Annotated in this window: 19 protein-coding genes, 1 other RNA gene and 1 pseudogene; 6 read left to right on the forward strand and 15 right to left on the reverse strand. The window is 63.2% G+C overall.

Annotation, left to right across the window (positions count from 1 at the left end; all coding sequences use genetic code 11):
* The 6 genes and pseudogenes from AC1DEL_RS18890 to cmk form a co-directional block, all read right to left on the reverse strand.
* Window positions 1-644: UDP-glucose dehydrogenase family protein (locus tag AC1DEL_RS18890; RefSeq protein ID WP_477159147.1), on the reverse strand; the 644-nt coding region annotated here is incomplete at its 3' end.
* A 2-nt stretch (window positions 645-646) separates the two neighbouring features.
* Window positions 647-1,747, reverse strand: a pseudogene (gene lapB, locus AC1DEL_RS18895) (lipopolysaccharide assembly protein LapB); the annotation flags it as partial.
* Window positions 1,748-1,750: 3 nt separating this feature from the next.
* On the reverse strand, window positions 1,751-2,074 hold the full coding sequence (locus AC1DEL_RS18900; RefSeq protein WP_092298428.1) for a lipopolysaccharide assembly protein LapA domain-containing protein: 324 nt from the start codon (window positions 2,072-2,074) through the stop codon (window positions 1,751-1,753).
* Between the two features lie 211 nt (window positions 2,075-2,285).
* Entirely contained in the window at window positions 2,286-2,711 is a 426-nt protein-coding gene (locus AC1DEL_RS18905) for an integration host factor subunit beta (protein WP_092298425.1), read from the reverse strand.
* 30 nt (window positions 2,712-2,741) lie between these two features.
* A complete protein-coding gene (rpsA, locus tag AC1DEL_RS18910; RefSeq protein WP_255370926.1) occupies window positions 2,742-4,529 on the reverse strand; it encodes a 30S ribosomal protein S1 in 1,788 nt (595 codons plus the stop codon).
* Between the two features lie 40 nt (window positions 4,530-4,569).
* Window positions 4,570-5,232 (reverse strand): (d)CMP kinase, encoded by a 663-nt coding sequence (cmk, locus tag AC1DEL_RS18915; protein ID WP_092298419.1) that lies wholly within the window; start codon window positions 5,230-5,232, stop codon window positions 4,570-4,572.
* Window positions 5,233-5,399: 167 nt separating this feature from the next.
* Here cmk and AC1DEL_RS18920 point away from each other — a divergent pair, with 167 nt between their 5' ends.
* Window positions 5,400-5,630, forward strand: coding sequence for a DUF2061 domain-containing protein (locus AC1DEL_RS18920; RefSeq protein WP_092298416.1), 231 nt, complete (start codon window positions 5,400-5,402; stop codon window positions 5,628-5,630).
* A 13-nt stretch (window positions 5,631-5,643) separates the two neighbouring features.
* Here AC1DEL_RS18920 and aroA read toward each other — a convergent pair whose 3' ends face one another.
* The 7 genes from aroA to gyrA form a co-directional block, all read right to left on the reverse strand.
* Entirely contained in the window at window positions 5,644-6,957 is a 1,314-nt protein-coding gene (gene aroA / locus AC1DEL_RS18925) for a 3-phosphoshikimate 1-carboxyvinyltransferase (protein WP_092298413.1), read from the reverse strand.
* A gap of 21 nt (window positions 6,958-6,978) precedes the next feature.
* Window positions 6,979-7,875, reverse strand: a complete 897-nt coding sequence (locus AC1DEL_RS18930) for a prephenate dehydrogenase (protein ID WP_092298410.1) — start codon at window positions 7,873-7,875, stop codon at window positions 6,979-6,981.
* 48 nt (window positions 7,876-7,923) lie between these two features.
* A complete protein-coding gene (gene hisC / locus AC1DEL_RS18935; protein ID WP_477126093.1) occupies window positions 7,924-9,069 on the reverse strand; it encodes a histidinol-phosphate transaminase in 1,146 nt (381 codons plus the stop codon).
* A 16-nt stretch (window positions 9,070-9,085) separates the two neighbouring features.
* Window positions 9,086-10,234, reverse strand: coding sequence for a prephenate dehydratase (gene pheA, locus AC1DEL_RS18940; RefSeq protein WP_092298405.1), 1,149 nt, complete (start codon window positions 10,232-10,234; stop codon window positions 9,086-9,088).
* A gap of 60 nt (window positions 10,235-10,294) precedes the next feature.
* On the reverse strand, window positions 10,295-11,458 hold the full coding sequence (gene serC / locus AC1DEL_RS18945) for a 3-phosphoserine/phosphohydroxythreonine transaminase (RefSeq protein ID WP_477126094.1): 1,164 nt from the start codon (window positions 11,456-11,458) through the stop codon (window positions 10,295-10,297).
* Window positions 11,459-11,574: 116 nt separating this feature from the next.
* Window positions 11,575-12,144 carry a DUF2059 domain-containing protein gene (locus AC1DEL_RS18950; RefSeq protein WP_092298398.1) on the reverse strand — a complete coding sequence of 190 codons (570 nt, stop codon included), beginning with the start codon at window positions 12,142-12,144 and terminating at the stop codon, window positions 11,575-11,577.
* Window positions 12,145-12,226: 82 nt separating this feature from the next.
* The gene (gene gyrA, locus AC1DEL_RS18955) at window positions 12,227-14,986 is read right to left on the reverse strand and encodes a DNA gyrase subunit A (protein WP_477159148.1); all 2,760 of its coding nucleotides are present in this window, start codon (window positions 14,984-14,986) and stop codon (window positions 12,227-12,229) included.
* A 446-nt stretch (window positions 14,987-15,432) separates the two neighbouring features.
* On the opposite strand from gyrA, the gene ompA reads away from it, so the two are divergent.
* The 4 genes from ompA (at window position 15,433) to ssrA (ending at window position 18,058) form a co-directional block, all read left to right on the forward strand.
* Entirely contained in the window at window positions 15,433-16,089 is a 657-nt protein-coding gene (ompA, locus tag AC1DEL_RS18960) for an outer membrane protein OmpA (RefSeq protein ID WP_477159149.1), read from the forward strand.
* A gap of 135 nt (window positions 16,090-16,224) precedes the next feature.
* Window positions 16,225-16,980, forward strand: coding sequence for a bifunctional 2-polyprenyl-6-hydroxyphenol methylase/3-demethylubiquinol 3-O-methyltransferase UbiG (gene ubiG / locus AC1DEL_RS18965; protein ID WP_092298389.1), 756 nt, complete (start codon window positions 16,225-16,227; stop codon window positions 16,978-16,980).
* A gap of 3 nt (window positions 16,981-16,983) precedes the next feature.
* Entirely contained in the window at window positions 16,984-17,643 is a 660-nt protein-coding gene (gene gph / locus AC1DEL_RS18970; RefSeq protein WP_477126095.1) for a phosphoglycolate phosphatase, read from the forward strand.
* Between the two features lie 54 nt (window positions 17,644-17,697).
* Window positions 17,698-18,058, forward strand: a transfer-messenger RNA (tmRNA) gene (ssrA, locus tag AC1DEL_RS18975).
* A 333-nt stretch (window positions 18,059-18,391) separates the two neighbouring features.
* Here the strand turns inward: ssrA and AC1DEL_RS18980 are convergent.
* Complete coding sequence (locus AC1DEL_RS18980) at window positions 18,392-19,177, reverse strand: hypothetical protein (RefSeq protein WP_477126096.1); 786 nt, start codon at window positions 19,175-19,177, stop codon at window positions 18,392-18,394.
* 161 nt (window positions 19,178-19,338) lie between these two features.
* Between AC1DEL_RS18980 and AC1DEL_RS18985 the strand changes: the two genes are divergently transcribed.
* A complete protein-coding gene (locus AC1DEL_RS18985; protein WP_477126097.1) occupies window positions 19,339-20,373 on the forward strand; it encodes a hypothetical protein in 1,035 nt (344 codons plus the stop codon).
* Between the two features lie 215 nt (window positions 20,374-20,588).
* Here AC1DEL_RS18985 and AC1DEL_RS18990 read toward each other — a convergent pair whose 3' ends face one another.
* Window positions 20,589-21,716, reverse strand: a complete 1,128-nt coding sequence (locus tag AC1DEL_RS18990; RefSeq protein ID WP_477126098.1) for a hypothetical protein — start codon at window positions 21,714-21,716, stop codon at window positions 20,589-20,591.
* Window positions 21,717-21,739: the final 23 nt, after the last annotated feature.

Consider the following 21,739-nt stretch of genomic DNA (forward strand, 5'->3'; position numbering starts at 1 on the left):
TTGGTGAACTCGGCCGAGCGCACATCCATATAGAAGGTGCGTTCGTGGTTGCGGTTGAACGGCGAGTACAGCTCGCGCATGATGGCCTTGGCATGGCGGCCGGCCACGTCGGGCGAGCAGCCCAGCACGATGCGGTCCGGGCGCATGAAGTCTTCCACGGCGGCGCCTTCCTTCAGGAACTCGGGGTTYGAGACCACCGAGAACTGGAGGTCTTCCAGCCCGCGGGCGGCCAGTTCCTCGCGGATGACGGCGGCGACGCGGTCGCCGGTGCCCACWGGGACYGTGGACTTGTCCACCACCACCTTGAGGCCGGTCATGTGGCGGCCGATATTGCGCGCGGCGGCCAGCACGTATTGCAGGTCCGCCGAGCCATCCTCGTCCGGCGGCGTGCCCACGGCGATGAACTGGACGTCGGCGTGCTCCACGCTGGCGGCCACATCGGTCGARAAGGTCAGGCGGCCGGCGGCGCGGTTGCGCTCGATCARTTCCTTGAGACCCGGCTCATAGATCGGCACGCCGCCCGCGTTGAGCATGGCGATCTTGCGTTCGTCCACATCGAGACAGAACACCGAATTGCCGAGTTCCGCCAGGCAGGCGCCGGTGACCAGGCCGACATAGCCGCTACCGATAATTGTGACTTTCATAGCACTTGCAGCAGGTCGCGGATGGCGACCACCTCTGACGTCTGGTCCTGCGCGACGGCTTCGCCGCCAGCCGTGGCCACGGCGGCGCCTTCGGCAGCAGCGGTTTCCACGGCCTGCATCTCGGCGGCCTGCGCCTCGAAGTAGCGGGTCAGCGCCAGCAGCGTGGGTTGGCGGCGCAGTTGCTCGCGCATCAGCGCGGCGGCGGCCTCCGGGCCGTTCACGTCCAGTTCGGTGCGATAGGCGGTATCGAGCAGTTCCGGCGCGAGGTTGCCCTTGAGCAGCCCGCGCAGCCAGTCGATGGCCTGGCCCTGTTCGCCGAGCGTGCCGTAGGCCTTGACCACGCGGTCGGCCACCAGCGGCAGGTAGGCCGCATCCTGCGTCTCAATGCCGAGCCAGTGGCCCAGCGCGGCGCGGGCGTCGCCGCTAGCCATCGCTACGTCGCCAAGCAGGATCGGCGCGCGCACGTTGGCCGGGTTCTCCTCGCTCGCGCGGCGCAGCCACCCCACGGCGTCCTCGGGCCGCTTCTTCTGGAGCGCGTCCTGCGCCAGTTCGCAGCAGAATTGGGCGATCTGGATGCTGTAGTCTTTCTGCTCAAGCGTCTGCAGCTCGCGCGCGGCGTCGATGGCCTTCTGCCATTCCTTCTCGACTTCGTACAGTTCCAACAGCACACGCTTGGCCGACGCCGCGTACGGGCCCGACATCAGCCGGCGCAGCGACTCCTCGGCGCGGTCGAGCAGCCCGGCGCGCAGGAAGTCCTGGCCCAGTTCATAGAGCGCGTGCTCGCGCTCGGGCTCGGGCAGGTCCGGACGCGTGGCCAGGTTCTGATGAACGCGGATCGCGCGTTCGGTCTCGCCACGGCGGCGGAACAGCGCGCCCAGCGCGAAGTGGAGTTCGGTGGTTTCGGGGTCGAGCCGGGCCACTTCGACGAAGGCGTCGATGGCCTGGTCCGGTTGCTCGTTGAGCAGGAAATTGAGGCCCTTGAAATACGAGCGCGGCAGCGCGCCCTGCTCGCTGATCAACTGGCGCAGGTCGAACCGCGCCGCCACCCAGCCAAGGCCAAAGACAAGCGGCAGTACCAGCAGCCACCAGGTTTCAAACATCATGGGTCAGACTTTCGGGCCGACTACGTTATAGGGAACGCCGGGCTTGGCCTCGGGCGGCACGGTGTCCGCCGGCATCGGCACGCGCGCCTGGGCCAGCGCGCGGCGCAGCCGCGTGGCCTCCATCCGCTGACGCATCAGCGCCGGCGCCACCGCGGCCAGCGCCGCGACGATACCCAGCCCGAACGCGGCCAGCAGGATCAGGATCAGCGGCGCATGCCACACGGCGCCAAGGAACAGCTGCAGGGACGCATCCTCGGTGTTGCGCAATGCCAGGACGAACAGCAGGGCGAACAGGACGATGCGGAAAATCCAGGCGATGAGTTTCATGCGGTGACGGCCATCGGGACTCAGGACAACGAAAGCATGGACGCGCGTAATGTGCGCCATGGCTCCCGGCGACGGGTTCCCGGCATTGTAGCGGAATCACTTCAGGCAAACGGTAACGTTTGGTCGCGCCGCGCACCGTGGCGCCCCAAACAAAAAAGCGCTCCCGAGGGAGCGCTTTCCAACAGACTTCCAGATTGTCACCGCGTTCGCGTCAGGACCGAACCAGGTTGAGCTGGCCATCCTCGTGCAGCGTGCCGGCCGGAGCCGATACCTGCGCGCCCGACATGGCCTGCGCGGCGTGATCGCCATGCGAGCCATTGCCGTGATGCACGGTCTGGCCGTTATGCGACGGCCCCGGGCTACGGTCCACGCGTTCGCGCAACTCCTTGCCCGCCTTGAAGTGCGGCACCCGTTTTTCGGGCACCAGCACACGTTCGCCGGACTTGGGGTTGCGGCCCACGCGCGGAGGCCGCCGATTCAAACCAAAGCTGCCGAAGCCGCGAATCTCGATGCGATGGCCATCGGCCAGGGCTTCGGACATCGCGTCGAGAATCGTTTTCACCGAGATGTCCGCATCCCGCAGCAACAACTGCGGGAAACGGGCAGCCAGTTTTTCGACGAGCTCGGACTTGGTCATGGGCGGTCTCGCGGGCGCGGGCGCTGACGATTACTGGTTGTCCTGGCCGAGCTTGGCCTTCAGCAGTGCGCCGAGGTTGGTCGTGCCAGCCGTGCCGGTGTCAGCCTGGAACTTTTGCATGGCTTCCTGCTGTTCCACGTTGTCCTTGGCCTTGATCGACAGGTTGATGTTGCGCGACTTGCGGTCCACGTTCACCACCAGGGCCGTGATCTGCTCGCCTTCCTTCAGCACGTTGCGGGCATCTTCCACGCGGTCCGCGGAGATTTCCGAGGCGCGCAGGTAGCCTTCCACGTCGTCAGCCAGCTGCACCACGGCGCCCTTGGCATCAACGGCCTTGATCACGCCGTTGACCAGCGAACCCTTGTCGTTGGCCGAGATGAAGTTGTTGAACGGGTCGCCCGACAGCTGCTTGATACCCAGCGAGATGCGTTCCTTGTCGACGTCGATGCCCAGAACCACGGCTTCCACTTCGTCGCCCTTCTTGTACTTGCGCACGGCCTCTTCGCCGGTTTCTTGCCAGGACAGGTCGGACAGGTGCACCAGGCCGTCGATGCCACCGGGCAGGCCGATGAACACGCCGAAGTCGGTGATCGACTTGATCTGGCCCGTCAGCTTGTCGCCCTTCTTGTGGTTGCGGCTGAAATCGTCCCACGGATTGGCCTTGCACTGCTTCATGCCCAGGCTGATACGACGCTTGTCTTCGTCGATATCCAGAACCATGACTTCCACTTCGTCGCCCAGCTGGACAACCTTCGACGGGGCCACGTTCTTGTTGGTCCAGTCCATTTCGGACACGTGGACCAGGCCTTCGATGCCGGCTTCGATCTCGACGAACGCGCCGTAGTCGGTCAGGTTGGTCACCTTGCCGAACAGGCGGGTGCCTTGCGGGTAGCGACGCGAGATGCCCACCCACGGATCTTCGCCCAGTTGCTTCACGCCCAGCGAGACGCGGTTCTTTTCCTGGTCGAACTTGAGGATCTTGGCGGTGATTTCCTGGCCAACCGACAGCACTTCGCTCGGATGACGCACGCGACGCCATGCCAGGTCGGTGATGTGCAGCAGGCCGTCGATGCCACCCAGGTCCACGAACGCGCCGTAGTCGGTGATGTTCTTGACGATACCGTTGACGATGGCGCCTTCCTTCAGCGTCTCCATCAGCTTCTGGCGCTCTTCGCCCAGCGTGGCTTCCACCACGGCACGGCGCGACAGCACAACGTTGTTACGCTTGCGGTCGAGCTTGATAACCTTGAATTCGAGGGTCTTGCCTTCGTACGGCGTGGTGTCCTTGATCGGACGCACGTCGACGAGCGAACCGGGCAGGAAGGCACGGATGCCATTGACCATCACGGTCAGGCCGCCCTTGACCTTGCCGGTCACGGTACCCGAGATGATTTCGCCGTCTTCCAGCGCCTTCTCGAGGTTCAGCCACGATGCCAGGCGCTTGGCCTTGTCGCGGGACAGAATCGTGTCGCCATAGCCGTTCTCGAGCGCATCGATGGCCACGGAGACATAGTCGCCGGCCTGCACTTCGAGTTCGCCCTGGTCGTTCAGGAACTCCTCCACCGGCACAAATGCCTCGGACTTGAGGCCGGCGTTGACGACCACGAAGTTGTGGTCGATGCGCACGACTTCAGCGGAGATCACTTCGCCAGCCTTCATATTGGAGCGGGCGACGGATTCCTCGAACAGTGCGGCAAAGGATTCGTTAGTTTGCAGGTCGGACATAAACGTGTGTGAGCAGTCCGCAGTACGCTGGCCGGCGCGACAATCGCGCTCAGTCTGCCATCGCAGCGGGGTTAGTTGATGAACGCCTTGCACCGGTCATCCGGGGCAAGGCTCCAGTTAGCGCCAGACCGGTTCAACGCCGTACGGCGGTGTACCACTCCAGCACCTGCGCCACAGCCTCATCTACCGACATGTCGGAGGTATCGAGCCGTTGCGCGTCTTCAGCGGGACGCAGCGGGGCGGCGGCACGGGAACGATCCCGCGCGTCGCGCGCCTCAAGGTCACGCAAAAGGTCTTCGATATTAGCAGAAATTCCCTTATCAATCAATTGTTTATAGCGCCTGCGGGCGCGTGCCTCGACACTTGCGGTCAGGAAGACCTTGAGGCGGGCCTCGGGAAAGATCACCGTGCCCATGTCGCGGCCGTCGGCCACGAGGCCGGGCAGCTTGCGGAAGCCGCGCTGGAGTGCCGTCAACGCATCACGCACGGGCTGGTGCACGGCGATGGCCGAGGCGCGGTTGCCGATGGCTTCGGCGCGGATGGCCTGGCTCACCTCCTCGCCGGACAGCCAGACCCGGTCCGGGCCGAACTTCACATCGAGGCGGGCCGCCATCTTTGCCAGAGTGGACACGTCCTGCAGGTCCACGTCCGCGCGGTCGCTCGCCAGCGCCACGAGCCGGTAGAGGGCACCGCTGTCGAGCAGGTGAAAGCCAAGGGCGTCGGCCACCTTGTGCGCCACGGTGCCCTTGCCGGACGCCGTGGGGCCATCAATGGTGATGACGTCGATCATAGTCATTGGTTATTAGCGCGCTAAAAACTATTGATTTTGTAAATCAATTAAGAATCATTATCATTGGTTCCATGGCTCGCACGGGCGGCCTCCCCGCCACCCGTCCCCACAGAACAGCCCGGGCGAGCCATCCCGAATCCCGAGCCAAATCCAAGAATGCGAGGCAATCTATCATGGCCAAGACCCTGACTTTCGGCATCATGCACCTGGGCATCGCCTTCAGCGTGACCTATGCGCTGACTGGCAATCTGGCCATTAGCGGTGCCATCACCTTCATCGAGCCGGCCGTGAATACCGTGGCCCACTACTTCTTCGATAAATACTGGGAACGGCGCGAACGCAGTGCGTCCGGCGCCGCCAGCGCGCACGCCGGACACGGGGTGCACGCCACGGCCACTATTTGACCGGAGTGACCGCTTACCGCGCCACCCCGGCAAACACCGAGAAGTACTCCGGGAATGTCTTGGCCACGCAGCCGGGATCGTTGATCCGTACCGGCAGCGGGCCGAAAGCCGCCAGCGAAAAGCACATCGCCATGCGGTGATCATCATAGGTGCCGATGCCGTCGGCTGGCGTGCGCCAGTCGGCCGCAGAGGGCGGCGGCGTCACACGCAGGTAGTCGGCGCCCTCTTCCACCGTAGCGCCGAGCTTGCGCAGTTCGGTGGCCATCGCCGCAATCCGGTCCGTTTCCTTGACCCGCCAGCTGGCGATATTGGTCAGCGTGGTGGTGCCTTCCGCGAACAGGGCGGCCACGGCCAGCGTCATCGCGGCATCGGGAATGTGGTTGCAGTCGAGTTCGATGCCGTTCAGCCGGCCGTCGTCGCGCTCGGTGCCGCGCACCTCGACCCAGTTGTCGCCGGCCATGACGTTGGCGCCCATCCGGTTCAGCGCATCGGCGAAGCGCACGTCGCCCTGGATGCTGGACAGGCCCACGCCTTCCACGCGCACCGGACCGCCGCCGATCGCGCCGGCTGCAAGAAAATACGATGCCGTGGAGGCGTCGCCTTCCACGTAGATTTCGCCCGGCGAGCGGTACTGCGCGCCGGCCGGGAGGATGAAGCGCCCCCAGCCCTGCCGCTCCACGTCGATGCCGAAGCGCGCGAGCAGGTTCAGCGTGATCTCGATATACGGCTTCGAAATCAGCTCGCCGACCACCTCGATCTCGATGCGGCCGGACGGCGCGCTGGCCATCGGCAGCGTCATCAGCAGCGCGGTCAGGAACTGGCTCGATACGTCGCCGCGCACACGGATCGGCGCGTCGATGCGGATCTGCGCCGGATTGATCTGGAGCGGCGGGTAGCCTTCCGTGCCGAGGTAATCGACGGACGCCCCCACCTGCCGCAGGCCATCGACCAGATCGCCGATGGGCCGTTCGTGCATGCGCGGCACGCCGGAGAGCCGGTACGTGCCGCCCTGCAGGGCCAGCGCTGCGGTCAGCGGACGGATCGCCGTGCCCGCGTTGCCCATGAACAGATCGGCCGATTTATTCGGAAAGTTGCTACCTGCGCCGGTGACGATGCAGTCGCCACCATCGCGCTGCCAGGTCACGCCGAGCACCTTGAGGGCGTCGAGCATGACGCGGGTGTCGTCGGAATCGAGCAGGTCGCGCACGCGCGTCTGGCCGGTGGCAAGCGCCGCCAGCAGCAGCACGCGGTTGGAGATGCTTTTCGAGCCGGGCAGCCGCACCGTGCCGGAAGCACGCGTCAGGGGGCCGAGGGTCAGATGTTCCATGATGTGGGCGGCTTCCGCGCTTCAGGGTTCGACGTTGGTGGCAGCCGCGCGCGCGGTGCCCCACTTCAGGCGGGCGCCGCTGGCCCGCGTGAACACGCGCTCCAGGCCCTCGCCATCGCCATCCTTGATCTGGGTCTTCAGGTGCGCGAGCACCTTCTCATAGGTGTCGATCTCGCGCAGCAACGCCTCCTTGTTGGCGATGCAGATGTCGCGCCACATCTCGGGCGAGGAGCCCGCGATGCGCGTGAAGTCGCGGAACCCACCGCCTGCGAAATCGAGTTTCAGCGCGGCATCCTCGGCATTGACCAATTGGGCGACCAGCGCGAAGGCCAGCAGGTGCGGCAGGTGGCTCACCGCCGCGAACACGGCGTCGTGCTGTACCGCGGACATCACATGACAATCGGCGCCGGTGCATTCCCACATCGCGCGCACGGCGGCCACGTCAGTCCGCGCGTTCTCCTGCAACGGGCACAGCACCACCTTCTTGCCGAGGTAGAGGTCGTTCAGCGCCGCCTCCACGCCGCTCAGCTCGCGGCCGGCAATCGGGTGGGCGGGGACGAACTGGGCAGCCTTGTCGCCGAGGGCGGTCTTGGCGGCCATGATCACGTCGGACTTGGTGCTGCCCGCGTCGGTCACGATCGTGCCCGGCTGCAGGTGCGGCTCCAGCGCGTGCAACAGCGCGAAGGTCTGGGCGACCGGCGCGCACAGCACGATCAGGCTGGCGCCACGCGCGGCGTCTTCGAGCGAGGCAATCTCGTCGATCACGCCCAGCGTCTTGGCCTTTTCGAGCGAGGCCGCCGAACGGCCCACGCCCACCACGGTGCCCACCACGCCTGCGCGCTTCAGCGACAGCGCCAGCGAGCCGCCAATCAGGCCCACGCCGACAATCACAACCCGGGAAAAATGCAGAGCGCTCACGGTATCAGGCCACCTGCGTGGCAGAAAACTTAAAATCGGACATCTTCATCACTGCAAGGCCTGCTCGAGCGCGGCGATAAACGCGGCGTTCTCCTCGTGCAGGCCGATCGTCACGCGCAGCCACTGCGGCAGGCCGTAGTTGGCCACCGGCCGCACGATCACACCCTGCTTCAGCAGCGCCAGGTTCACCCGCGCGCCGGCGCCGTCGTCGGTGCCCACACGGACCATGACGAAATTGCCGGAGGACTTCACGTGCTCTAGGCCAAGCCGGTCGAACGCCGCCACCAGCTGGGCCTTGCCTTCGCGGTTCAGCGTGGCGCTGCGGCCAAGGAAATCGGCATCGCCCAGCGCCGCCACGGCGGCAGCCTGGGCCAGGCTGTTCACGTTGAACGGCTGGCGCACGCGGTTCAGCAGGTCGGTCAGCGGCGGCTGGGCAACGCCGTAGCCCACGCGCAGCCCGGCCAGGCCATAGGCCTTCGAGAACGTGCGCGAAACCATCAGGTTCGGATACTTGCGCACCCACGCCACGGACTCGTACTGCTGGTCCGCATCGAGATATTCGTTATAGGCCTCGTCCAGCACGACCACCACATTGGATGGCACTTTCGCCAGAAACGCCTCGATCTCGGCCGCCGGAATGAACGTGCCGGTCGGGTTGTTCGGATTGGCGATGAAGACCAGGCGCGTGTCGGGCGCAATCGCCGCAGCCATCGCGCCGAGGTCGTGGCCGTAGTCGCGCGCCTTCACCTCGATAGCGCGCGCGCCCACTTCCTGCGAGGCGAGCGCATAGACGGCAAACGAGTATTCGGCATAGACGATCGACTCGCCCGGCCGCACCAGCGCGTGGGCGGCCAGTTCCAGGATGTCGTTGCTGCCGTTGCCGAGGGTCAGCCATTCGGCCGGGACATCGTATTTCGCCGAAAGCTTCGCCTTCAGCTCGAAACCGTTGCTGTCCGGATAGCGACCCAGTTCGTCCATCGCCACCGCAATTGCGGACTTGGCGGAGGCCGGCATGCCGAGCGGGTTCTCGTTCGAGGCCAGCTTGACGATGCGCGCTTCGTCCAGCCCGAACTCGCGCGCCACCTCGGCAATCGGCTTGCCGGCGATGTACGGCGAGATCTTTCTCACATAGGACGGCCCGAAATAGTGGGCGGCATTCTGCGCGTCGTCGGCGGCGCTACCTGGTTCTGCCATGTTCGCTCCTTGATGCTTACTTGCTGGACGGGTATGAGCCGAGCACCTTGAAGTACGCGGCATTGCGCTTCAGTTCCTCCAGGGCGCGCGCCACGGCGGCCTCGTGCTGGTGGCCTTCCACGTCCACATAGAAGTAGTACTCCCACGCGCCACTGCGCGCGGGACGCGATTCGAACCGGCACATCGACACGCCGTTCTCGGCCAGCGGCGCCAGCAACTGGTACACCGCACCGGCCTTGTTCGGCACCGACAGGATGAGAGACGTCTGATCACTGCCCGAGGGCTCGGTCTCATAACGGCCAATCACGGCAAAGCGCGTGCGGTTATGCGGATCGTCCTGGATATGCGTGCGCACCAGATGCAGGTGGTAACGGTTGGCCGCCGACTCGCCGGCGATGGCCGCCACGGTGGGGTCTTCGCTCGCCATGCGTGCAGCTTCGGCATTGCTCGAGACCGCCTGGCGCTCCAGGTGCGGATAGTTGGCCGTGAGCCAGTGCTGGCACTGCGCCAGCGCCTGGGCGTGCGCGCGAACCACGGTCACGCCCTTCATGTCCGGCGTGGAGGCCATCAGGTTGTGATGGACCTTGAGCGCAATCTCACCGCTGATCTTTAGCGAGGTCTGCAGGAACAGGTCGAGCGTGCGCGACACCGCGCCTTCGGTCGAGTTCTCCACGGGCACCACGCCATATTCGACGGTGCCGGCTTCCACGGCGCGGAACACCTCGTCGATGCTCGGGCACGGCACGCCGCTCACTTCGTGGCCGAAATGCGCGTACAGCGCCTGCTCGGAGAACGTGCCGGCCGGGCCGAGGAACGCAATCTCAAGCGGCTTTTCCAGCCCACGGCAGGCAGACATCACCTCGCGCCAGATCGACGCCACGCTCTCGCCCAGCAGCGGGCCCGGGTTGGCGCCCTGCACCTTGCGGATGACCTGCAGTTCACGTTCGGGACGAAACACGGGCGCGCCGTACTTCTTCTTGACCTCGCCCACGTCGAGGGCGAGCTGGGCGCGGCGGTTCAGCAGCGCCAGCAGTTCGCGGTCCACCGCGTCGATCTGGCCGCGCAGCGGCGCGAGGTCGGCGGACAGCGCCTGCTCCTGGGCGCTGGGACCGGGGTTCCCTGTGGGCGGCGCGTCGTTGCTCGCGCGCTTGTCTTCGCTAGTCATGTCAAAGCCTGGTGGGCCGCGCCGGGGCGGCGGCCGGGAAGAATCGGTGCAAATCCGCCGTCAGGCGGCGGTACGCTCGAATTCGCGCATGAAATCGATCAGCGCGGTCACGCCTTCCAGAGGCATGGCGTTGTAGATGCTGGCGCGCATGCCGCCCACGGACTTGTGGCCCTTGAGCTGTACCAGGCCATTCGCGCGCGCCTGGGTCAGGAACGCTTCGTTGCGCGATTCGTCGCGCAGGAAGAACGGTACGTTCATGCGCGAGCGGCAGCTGGGGTCAATCTCGTTACGGTAAAAGTCGCTCTGGTCCAGGAAGCGGTACAGCGCCTGCGCCTTGGCGATATTGCGCTGCTCGATGCCGGCCACGCCGCCCTGGGCCTTGAGCCACTTGAACACGAGCCCGGCGATATAGATCGCATAGGTGGGCGGCGTGTTGTACATCGAATCATGCTCGGCCACCTGGCGCCAGTTGAACGCCGACGGGCACAGCGGGTGCGCGAAGCCGATCAGGTCCTCGCGCACGATGACGATGGTCACGCCGGCCGGGCCGATGTTCTTCTGCGCCCCGCCGTACACCACCTGCACGCGCGACCAGTCGATCGGGCGCGAAAGGATATGGCTGGACGCGTCGGCCACCACGATGCGGCCCTTGTCGTGCGTGCCGGTCTGGCCGATGTCGGGAATCTCCTGGAACTCCACGCCGACGATGGTCTCGTTCGTGCACAGGTGCACATAGGCCGCGTCGTCGGACAGCTTCCAACTGGCGACATCCGGAATTTTCGTAAATTTACGATCCGCGCTTGAGGCCGCGATATTGACCTCGCCATAGCGGCGCGCTTCCTGCTCGGTCTTGACCGACCACGTGCCGGTCACGACGAAATCGGTCTTCGGCTTGGCCGCATTGACGCGGCTGGCCAGGTTCAGCGGCACGATGCCATTCTGGCCAATCGCCCCGCCCTGCAGGAAAAGGATGCGGAAGTTCTTCGGCACATGGAGCAGTTCTCGCAGATCGGCGAGGGCTTCGTTGTGGATCCCCTCGAACTCGCGGCTGCGGTGGCTCATCTCCATGACCGACACGCCGGTGCCGCGCCACGACAGCATTTCCTCGGCCGCCTGCTGCAGGACTTCGGTCGGCAGTGCGGCCGGACCGGGCGAGAAATTGAACACGCGCTCGGCCACATTGCGTTGCAGGCCAGCGAGGGCGGGATTCTGGGGATCGTTCATGGAGGAAGAAGGAAAAATGGCTGCCGGTTTGAACCAGGCAGCCATTATCCCTCAAACGCGCGCCGCTAGGGCAGCGGCTCGGCGGCCGGATCGGCCGTCGATTCCTTGCGGATCACTTACTTCGAAGCGGCGGCGATTTCCTTCTCGGCCGAGTCACGCATCGACTTGCCAACCTGCGGGCCGTACTTCTGCATCATCGAACCCCAGATTTCCTGGGTCGCCTTGCCCTGGTTGGCCATGAACTTCTGGCCGGTCGGCGACTTCAGGAACGTGGTCAGGTCCTTGATTTCCTGCGTGCTGTAATACTTGCCGAACGCGTCGTAGTGGGCCTTGATGGCGTCCTGGCGGAAACCGTCGGTGTTGAACGCCGTACCGGCGCCATCCACCATGCGCTGCACCGCGCCGTTCTTCTTCAGCTTGTCGACAGCGGCCTGCTTCTGCTTGTCGTTCAGCGTCTTGTTTTCCACGAGGACTTGCTCGAGGACCAGCGGCGCTTCCTGCTTGGCGCCGTTCTGCCAGTTGTCGGCCTGGCCCTTCACGGCCTGGTCGGCCTGCATGACGGAGAGCAGTTCCTTGATGGCGGCGGTCTTGTCGGCATCCTGCGCCTGAGCGTGGGCGGCCTGGGCCACCATCATCGTCGGGACAAAAGCAGCCAGAACAGCAATACGTCGATAGGTTTTGAGCATTATGACTCCCTGGAAAATATGTCCGATTTAGTCCGCACGGCCGTCTGGCGAGTTCCGGCCGGCGTCCTGTTGTTGCAACAAATTACGAATTCGCGTCCGCGTCGGTTGCGCCGTCGGCGCCTTCGGCCCCGGCGGTGCCAGCGGCACCTTCCACCACATCGGCGTCCGCATCCTCGGCACCCTCGATCCCGGCGCCATTATCGGCATCGGTCTCGACAATCCGTTGCAGGCCCGACAGCTTGGTGCCCTCGTCCACGTTGATCAGGGTCACGCCCTGCGTGGCGCGGCCCATCTCGCGGATCTCGGCCACACGGGTGCGGATCAGCACGCCGCCGGTCGTGATCAGCATGATCTCGTCCTCGGGAGATACCAGCGCGGCAGCCACCACGCGGCCATTGCGCTCGCTGGTCTGGATCGCAATCATGCCCTTGGTGCCGCGGCCATGTCGAGTGTATTCCGAGATCGGCGTGCGCTTGCCGTAGCCGTTCTCGGTGGCGGTCAGCACGCTGCCCACCGCCGCGACGGCGGTCTCGGAACCCGCACTGCCTTCGGTCGCTTCCGCCGATTCGGCAGAATCCGTCGATTCAGCCACCGCAGTTTCTGCCGGCGCCACCAGCATGGCGATGACCGCCTGGCTTTCCTCGAGGTTCATGCCGCGGACGCCGCGGGCCTGACGGCCCATCGGACGCACGTCGTTTTCGTCGAAGCGCACGGCCTTGCCGGCGTCCGAGAACAGCATCACGTCATGCTGGCCGTCGGTCACGGCGGCGCCGATCAGGAAATCGCCCTCGTCCAGGTCCACGGCGATGATGCCGGCCTTGCGCGGGTTCGAGAACTCGGTCAGCGCGGTCTTCTTGACCGTGCCGCGTGCGGTGGCCATGAAGATGAAGTGCTCGGCGTCGAACTGGCGCACCGGCAGGATCACATTGATCTTCTCGCCATCGGCCAGCGGGAACATGTTAACGATCGGACGGCCACGCGAGTTGCGCGACCCCTGCGGCACCTCGTACACCTTGAGCCAGTACAGCCGGCCGCGGTTCGAGAAGCACAGGATGTAATCGTGCGTGTTGGCCACGAACAGCGTGTCGATCCAGTCGTCTTCCTTGGTGGCCGTCGCCAGCTTGCCGCGCCCGCCACGTTTCTGCGCGCGGTATTCGGAAATCGGCTGGCTCTTCATATAGCCGCTGTGCGAGAGCGTGACCACCATGTCCTGCGGCGTGATCAGATCCTCGGTGTCGAGTTCGGTCGCGTTCAGTTCGATGGTGGAACGGCGCTCGTCGCCAAATTCGGCGCGGATGGCACCGAGTTCGTCGGTGATGATGGTCGTAATACGTTCCGGACGCGCCAGGATGTCCAGCAGGTCCGCGATCACCGCCATCACTTCACGGTATTCCTGGACGATCTTGTCCTGCTCCAGGCCCGTGAGGCGTTGCAGGCGCATTTGCAGGATTTCCTGCGCCTGGCCGTCGGAGAGGCGGTACAGGCCGTCCGGCTGCATGCCGAACAGGGCGGGCAGGCCATCCGGACGATACGAGGCACGGCCGCCGGCAGTGTCGCTTTCGGCACGCGCGAGCATGTCGCGCACGAGTGCCGAATCCCACGACTTGGCCATCAGCTCCTGCTTGGCGATCGGCGGCGTCGGCGCGGCCTTGATGATCGCGATGAACTCGTCGATGTTCGCCAGCGCCACGGCCAGGCCTTCCAGCACGTGACCGCGCTCCCGCGCCTTGYGCAGCTCGAACACGGTGCGGCGGGTGACCACCTCGCGCCGGTGCGACAGGAACGCGTCCAGCATCTGGCGCAGGTTCAGCAGGCGCGGCTGGCCGTCGACCAGCGCCACCATGTTCATGCCGAAGGTGTCCTGCAGCTGGGTGTTCTTATATAGGTTGTTCAGGACAACCTCGGGCACTTCGTTGCGCTTCAGTTCGACCACCACGCGCATGCCCGACTTGTCGGACTCGTCGCGGATGTCGGAAATGCCCTCGACCTTCTTCTCGGTCACCAGCTCGGCGATGCGCTCGAGAAGCGTCCGCTTGTTCACCTGGTACGGCAGTTCGTCGACGATGATCGCCTGGCGCTGGCCGCGGTCGATGTCCTCGAAGTGCGTCCGGGCGCGCATGATGATGCGGCCCCGGCCCGTGCGATAGCCTTCGCGCACGCCCTGGATGCCGTAGATAATGCCGGCCGTCGGAAAATCGGGCGCTGGCACCAGTTCGATCAGGTCATCCACCGTGGCGTCGGGATTGCGCAGCAGATGCAGGCAGGCGTCGACCACCTCATTGAGGTTATGCGGCGGAATATTGGTGGCCATGCCCACCGCAATACCCGACGAGCCATTGATCAGCAAATTCGGAATACGCGCCGGCAAAATACCCGGTTCTTTTTCCGAACCGTCGTAGTTCGGCTCGAAATCGACAGTTTCCTTGTCGATATCGTGGAGCATTTCATGCGCAATTTTCGACAGGCGGATTTCGGTATAACGCATGGCTGCCGCGTTATCCCCATCGACCGAGCCGAAGTTGCCCTGCCCGTCCACCAGCATGTAGCGCAGCGAGAAATGCTGCGCCATGCGGACGATCGTGTCATAAACGGCGGTGTCGCCGTGTGGGTGATACTTACCGATCACATCACCGACAATACGGGCCGATTTCTTATAGGCCCGGTTCCAGTCGTTATTCAGCTCATGCATCGCAAAGAGCACGCGCCGATGTACTGGTTTCAGGCCATCCCGGACGTCGGGAAGCGCACGCCCGACGATAACGCTCATCGCGTAATCCAGGTATGAGCGGCGCATTTCCTCTTCCAGGGAAACCGGAAGCGTTTCTTTGGCGAATTGATCCATTGCGGCTTGGTTTATGCGGCGGGTTTTAGCGAATGAGACCCTGGTCCCGGGGCGCCGGCGGGGGCGCCTGTCCAGGACGGGCAACATGGCATTCTACCACGCGCGCCACCCCTTCCCGACGCCCGCCGGACGGCCCGGAAACAGGCCCGCCAGCGCCCTCCGGAGCGCCGCGCCTACCGCCCGCAAGCCATACGGGACAAGGGTTTGCGGGCCCCGCAAGAGCGATGTTGCACAAACACCACAGGGCTAAAACCCCAGGGTTGAATCGAATATATTTACTTCTTAGGAAACGAGCCTTGTGGCACAATTCCCCAGCGAAGAGCCAGACATTGTTCGAAGTGGAGCATCCACCACATCGAGAATGTTATACTCCGAAGAATGTATGACTTGTTTTCGTCCATTTGCTCGCAGTAACCCTGCGGTGATCTCATCCTGAGAGGAGAAATATGAAAAAATTTGCCAAGCTCGCGCTCGTTGCAGCTACCGCAGTAATGGCTGCATCCGCTCAAGCCCAGTCCGTCCCCTATGAAAAGAAGGCTGTGAACGACAACTGGGGCAACGGTACGAGCGAGTACGTGTGGAAGAATGGCACGAACGAGCTCTGCTGGCGCGACAGCTCCTGGACCCCGGCAACGGCCAATGCCCTGTGCGATGGCGCACTGGCTCCGGCTGCTGCTCCGGCCCAGGCACCGACCCCGGTGGCTCCTCCGGTTGTGTCGAGCGAGAAGGTCACTTTCGCAGCTGACACCCTGTTCGACTTCGACAAGGCTGTTCTGAAGCCCGAAGGCAAGGCCAAGCTGGACGACCTGGTCTCGAAGCTGCAAGGCATCACCCTCGAAGTGATYATCGCCGTKGGCCACACCGACKCGTTCGGTTCGGACAAGTACAACGATCGCCTGTCGATCCGTCGTGCTGAATCCGTCAAGGCTTACCTGGTGAGCAAGGGCGTGGAAGCCAACCGCGTGTACACCGAAGGCAAGGGCAAGCGCCAGCTGAAGGTGGATCCGAAGTCGTGCAAGGGCAACCGCACGGCACAGATCGCCTGCCAGCAGCCGAACCGTCGCGTGGAAGTCGAAGTGGTCGGCACCCGCAGCGCACGTTAATCGGATCCTCTCCGATGAAGAAAGCCCAGCGCAAGCTGGGCTTTTTTTTTGCCCGCTATTTTTGGTACAGTTGCCGGACGCTTCTCTCCGCACTCAGGTTTCGGGCCATGCGCCCGGGACCTCACTCCTTTGACGATGTCGCAAACCTCCACCCTTTCCCCCGCTGGCAGCCCCACCGGTCGCAACGCCGATCCGAAAGAGATCGACAAGTTCAGCGAGCTGGCCCACCGGTGGTGGGACCCGAACAGCGAGTTCAAGCCGCTCCACGACCTGAACCCGCTGCGCCTGGGCTGGATCGACGGCATCGCGCGCCTGCCCGGCAAACAGGTGATCGACGTTGGGTGCGGAGGCGGCATCCTGTCCGAAAGCATGGCGCGCCTTGGCGCCACCGTGCGCGGCATCGATCTGTCTACCAAGGCACTCAAGGTAGCGGACCTGCATAGCCTGGAGTCCGGCGTGCCGGTCACCTACGAGGAAATCGCCGTCGAGGACCTCGCCGCGCGCATCCCCGGCAGCGTGGACGTGGTGACTTGCATGGAAATGCTCGAGCACGTGCCCGACCCCGCCTCCATCGTGCGCGCCTGCACGACACTGGTCCGCCCGGGCGGCTACGTCTTCTTCTCGACGATCAACCGCAACCTCAAGGCCTACCTGCTGGCCATCGTCGGCGCCGAATACGTGCTGAACATGCTGCCGCGCGGCACCCACGACTACGAGAAGTTCATCACGCCATCGGAAATGGCCCGCTTCGCGCGCCAGGCCGGGCTGGACCTGATCGAGATGCGCGGCATGACCTACAACCCGTTGTCGCAGACGTACTCGCTCGGCCATGACACGGGCGTCAACTACATGATGGCCTTCCGCAAGACGGCGCCGAAGGCGGCGGACTGAATCATGCGCACCTTCGACGCGGTATTTTTCGATCTCGACGGCACGCTCGCCGACACAGCCCCTGACCTCGCCGCAGCCGCCAACCGGCTCGTGGTGGAGCGCGGCCTGCCGCCCGTGGCCTATGAGAAGTTGCGCCCGGTGGCTTCGCACGGCGCGCGCGGCCTGATCGGCGCGGCGTTCGGCAAGTCGCCCGAGGATCCCGAGTTCCCCGCCCTGCGCGATACCTTCCTCGACTACTACGAGGCCGACATCGCGGTGCACACCCGCCTGTTCGACGGCATGGACGAGGTGCTGGCCCGGCTGGAAGCCGCCGGCATCCGCTGGGGCATCGTGACCAACAAGATCGCCCGCTTCACGGTGCCGCTGGTGGCCGCGATCGGCCTTGCGCCGCGCGCCTCGGCTGTGGTCAGCGGCGACACCACCGCGCATGCCAAACCCCACCCCGCCCCGCTGCTGCATGCAGCCGAGGTCAGCGGCGTGGCACCGGCACGCTGCCTGTATGTGGGTGACGACCTGCGCGACATCCAGGCCGGCAAAGCGGCCGGCATGGCCACGGTGACCGCCGCGTACGGCTACTGTGGCGACGGCGAGCCGCCCGAAGCCTGGGGCGCGGACTACCTGATCCGTCACCCGGCCGAGCTGCTGGCGCTGTTCGGGAACTGAAGCCCCCGGCAGGCAGCCAAAGCGAGTACAATCCGTCTCCTACATCTTCACACTGGGGCCGACCTGGTTTCGACGTGGGTTGCGAAGCAGTGGAGGGCATACCGAGGACCCGTCACCTCGTTAATCAATGGGAATGTAATAACTGCTAACGACGAACGTTACGCACTGGCTGCCTAAGGGCTAGCCGTCCTCGCACTGGCTCGCTGACGGGCTAGGGTTCGCAAGAACTGGCGAGGTCATTTACGTCAGATAAGCTTCGGGAGTGTCACGGGCCCGAGGACGAAAACCTAGTGACTCGCCGTCGTAGAGCGTGTTCGTCCGCGATGCGGCGGTTAAAACAAATGACAGAACTAAGTATGTAGAACTCTCTGTGGAGGGCTTGCGGACGCGGGTTCGATTCCCGCCGGCTCCACCATTACCAAAAACCAACCCTTCATCCGGTTGGTTTTTTTTCGTCTACTCCCGCGTGTCTGCGTGGGTTCCCGAGGGTTCCTGCGGACTTCGACCTTCGGCGTGGGCCTCGAAAAACGCCCGTTTTCACTCTCTCCAGGCCATTATTCTCTCCGGCCTCGCGCTCCCGAAGTGGCCCGAAGTCCGCAAAGGCCACGGTTCAACACCATAAAAATCAATAACTTACACGCGGACTAATCAAGCCGTTTTATTTTGGCATTGGTAGGTGAAAGGAAACCGCCCCGATTCAGCAAGTGGAAAACACATAATAAACCGCGCTTGTCTGGTGAGTGCCCTGCTATGTCTTGACGTTCAGGATGCGCTCCGGACGAGAGAAGGCTTCCACAAGTGGGTCGATCTGTGCTTTTCCGGACTGAAAGTCCAGTACCCATTGCGCGTTGGCGTCCACGACCTGTGTCAGCCTTCCTTCCTGCCCAAACTCCAGTGCCGTTTCTTCGGAGACGCTGTACCCGCTTGCGCGAAGCTTTTCAATCCTTTCTGACCGCTCTGCCCGCAAGCCCTGTAAAGCCGCGTAGCAAGATCCAAAGCGTTCGAGAAACTGCTCAAGCGCGTGCTGTCCATAGCGTGAACCGATATCGCTATTCAAGCTGCGCCGTGCCGAGTTGGTCTTGCTTGACGCAAGCGAAATCAACTTTTCAAGCTCTGCAAGTGCGGCGACCGATTGCACCAAATCTAGACTAAACCTTTTGCTTCGCGATTCCTCGATATAGATGTTTTTCTTGTCGTACAGGGCTAGATACGCGAGCGGCATGCGATCCCAGATCGTCTTGGCATCGTTGACTGCCTCCTCAATGGTACCTGCGTCCACCTTAATGCGCCTCTGCTTCTCGCCCTTCGATACGATCAATAGGTACAGACCTTGTACGCGCACCGGCGGTGGCGGAATAACCACCTCCACGTCCATTACGCGCGGTGGGGATGCAGCTACAATCGGTGCTGAATAGTTGGAAAAGTACGATCCACTTGAGCGACGTGGCGAGTCATCATCATCATCGTCGTTGGCACCGATCTGATTCGCGCGATTGCTCTCGCTTGCCAAGTACGCATCGTTGTTCGGATTCATGCTGTCGCTGCGGTCATCATTCGGACTTCTGGCCATATGCTCTCCATTCAATAATGATGTCGGGATTTTGAGCGCCCGACCGGTACGGGCGCGGGCTGCTTGTAACCCAATGCATATCATCGTACGCTTACGACCCGAAAGTGTTCCCTTTGGTGGAAAAGATGACGACGCCGGCCAGCGGCAATAATCGCCCAGAAAAGACGATCGCCGATATGGTGATCGTGCCCTTTTCTCCAATGACCATCCAGCGGCCGTTGAAGCTGTTTAAGGGAATACTGGGTTTAACTCCATGCGTTGAAGCAGCGCCGGATCCGGACTTTCTGGCCCATTTGCTGACTGGCCGGAGCCACCAGGCATGGCTTCGCCTCTACCTCGGTAACCAGTACAAGAACCTGGAGAACTTGCTGCGTGGACGGGGGAACAGTTCGGACACCACAGTCGCCATCCTGCAGGACAAGTTGCAGATCGAGGATCTGCGATCGCATTCGCACGGCAGCAATCGTGGTCCGCTCCTCCCAGTCCTGATCAGCCTCTTTCAAATGATCGAAGGATTCTATTTCCAAGTTGCCGCAGGGGTGTCTACGATCCCGCTTCCTTGTCCTCACTGCGGCCACGATGTGAACGATGACGTCGATCTGTTTTGGCAACGCCAGCCGCTCATCTTGGGAGTTGCCGAGTACAGGTTTGTGGACCGCCTCTTGACGGCCATTGTTGGGGCAAGTCTGCTGCATGTGGCGCTGCGCAATCTGTCTCATTCAGACGGCCTACGGATTGTTCCAGCGGACATGGCGGGACCACGGCGGCATCCAATCGGCAACTGGTTGAACTTGCTCAGTAAGTATTATGGATGCCGCACACTGACCGAATTGCAGGTCCTGTTGCCGATTGATGCGAATGACCCGGATCACGTTTTATCCTACCGGCGCATGCGCAAGTGGGCCGCCGGGCACGCTCTGCTAGGTACGGACACCGCTAGCCGCATGATCAAGGGAACATCGGATGAAACGACGCTTGGTGCGCTCTTCCTTGTGTCCAGGACACTGGCACTTGCGCTCGATTTTGCGATCGCGGCAGCACCGAATGGTCAGTCCTTACCCCGAAAGACGGTGCAGGAGATTCTCCACCATCGGTTAATTGAGCGTGAGGGAAAAGTGAGATTGACGATTTCACGCATCGGAATTGGACATCCCAAGTAGTCGAGGCGAGCCTTCCACATTCCTCGTGCACCTTCCGCTCTTGGCCGGTTGGCTGCCTATCGAGCAGACTCGGCAACTGGCCGCTCCCGCTACGTTCCAGTCGGTAGCCGGCCACATACAGATCAACGAGTTACGCGCGGACGAATCCAACGGTTGGATTGCGGCATTGGCTACCGGAGGGAATAACCTGGGTAGCAATGCCCTCCGTCCCGACGCTACGGCAGCGGCCTCACCTCACCATTCCGTTGAATCTGCTCAAACAGATCCTGCGCGGCAAGCCTGGCAGCGGCGTCTTGCTCTGTACTGAGTGGATCGAGAGCTACGCCATCGCGACCAGCGACATAAGCAGGCCCGCCGACATCATCGTCGTAGTCCGAACCGTCATCATTGATCGCGTAGTGCGCGTCCCGGGTCAGATCCGTTCCAACCAGCTGCGAGAGATACACCCACGTCCAGCATCGGAGCAGATCACCTTGATCGTGTTCCTCGATGAGCTGGAGCATGGCATCCGTGTTGCCGCTCTCGGCAGCAACGGTCAACCAATGCTTGGCATCAGCAGTACGCCCCATGCGTTCTGCGATTGCGGCAACTGCCGCTGGATCTGCGCCAACATCGCGACGCGACTGCTCGAAGTAGGACGGGTCGTCAAACCGGTCCGCCAAGTCGAGAAGCGCATGCTGATTGCCCAGTCGACCAGCCTCTCGGAGGTGGCGTAAGTACTTTTCGGCTTGAGTGAGACGAGCCTCGTATGCTTCGGCCCATTCTTTTTCCACCCCGGTCAGCACGCGACCTTGTTGCCCTTGGGAATACCAGTAGGAGCTCCCAGCGTCCGGTTCGTCGCCTTCATCGTCGGAGGCGTGGATCAGCGCCAGTGCGTAATGAGCGAGAGCATTTCCCTTGCTGGCGGCAGCCTCCAGGCCGTTCATCAAGATCGGTCCGAACCCACCCTCGTCAGCAGGATTGAATAGATCGTCCTGGCCGTCCTCAAGGTAGTCGTCATGGTTGGGCGATTCGCCTCGCAGCCGGCTGATTAGCGACGAAATGCTCGTGACACCAATCTGGCGCTCTGCCAAGAAGGATTGCAGCGCCGCCGTGGCTAGATCAGCATTGTCTGGGTGATACCCAAGCTCGATGCAACGCCGCTTGATGATCGCGCTTTGCGGCGCTACCCGTTTGTCATCCGGGCGATGCTCGGTGAGAACGGTATCAACGCCAAATGCGGCGAAAGAGTTGAAGCCGAAGGAAGCCGCCAACAGCTCATATATGTGAGCTCTCTTGAATGAGCCGCTGTTGCCGGCCTGAAGGTATTGCTGCGCGGAGTACGCAAGTTCTTTGATTGTCATGACAAACCTTTCCTAAATGCCAC

The sequence above is a fragment of the Cupriavidus sp. 10L43_2 genome (assembly GCF_056395265.1).